Genomic DNA, 797 nt, shown 5'->3' with positions numbered 1-797 from the left:
TAAATAACAAATACCACTGTCTATTTATATTACAATTCCTGACAAAAGCTATTAAATTATTGAAAGGAATCAGCCTTTTAAAAAGTCAACAAAGTAATTCTGCTTTAAATCATATTAGGGTATCACAAATACTTTACAAATATTTTTTGCGTCGCAACCAAAACCAGCAAATTAGGCTTAGTATAACAGAGATAATCAGCACAGCAAAAAAACCATAAGAAGATTTTTCAAACGGGACATCGACATTGATTCCCCAAAAACCAAAAATAATCGCTGGAATAGTCAAAATGATTGATATCTCTGTTAGCGTTTTCATAATCATGTTTAGCTGATACGAAAACATATTGTTTATCATATTTTCCAAATCATCCAAATATTGTCTGTAACCTAAAATAATTCTATCCATTGTGTCACTTGTATCGTATATCTCATCAATTATTTTTTTGGTGGTAAAATCAATATCATTAATAGTTGTGAAATTTTTTTTAATGAAATCCAGCGCTTTGTGATTAGCGCCATAAGTTGTTGACAAAGCTATCATGTATTTTTGAAGAGTCAATAAATCACCAAACGTTGGTCTGCGTGGACCGGACGTTGATATTTTTGAGTCTAAATCATCAATTTTTTCCTTGATTCCACGAAGTTCGTTAAGCATCACATAGAAATGTTTTTGCATGATCTTTAAAAGTACTTCCTCCATGAAATTATTGACATCACGTAAAACCATATTGGATAAGAGTTCGGGAATGAATTTTAATTTTTGTTTTGTAAAAATTATCAACTTATTTTTAAATACC

The 797-nt window shown here is 29.9% G+C and carries 1 protein-coding gene; it reads right to left on the bottom strand.

Going from position 1 to position 797, the window contains the following annotated elements; all coding sequences use genetic code 11:
- Positions 1-133 precede the first annotated feature (133 nt).
- The coding region (locus ON15_RS05490; RefSeq protein WP_010580481.1) for a magnesium transporter CorA family protein at positions 134-797 on the bottom strand (664 nt) is incomplete at its 5' end.

This window comes from Liquorilactobacillus vini DSM 20605, from assembly GCF_000255495.1.
Taxonomy (GTDB): domain Bacteria; phylum Bacillota; class Bacilli; order Lactobacillales; family Lactobacillaceae; genus Liquorilactobacillus; species Liquorilactobacillus vini.
Note: the sequence above shows the minus strand (reverse complement) of the source record. Positions and strands in the feature narration are given on the sequence as shown.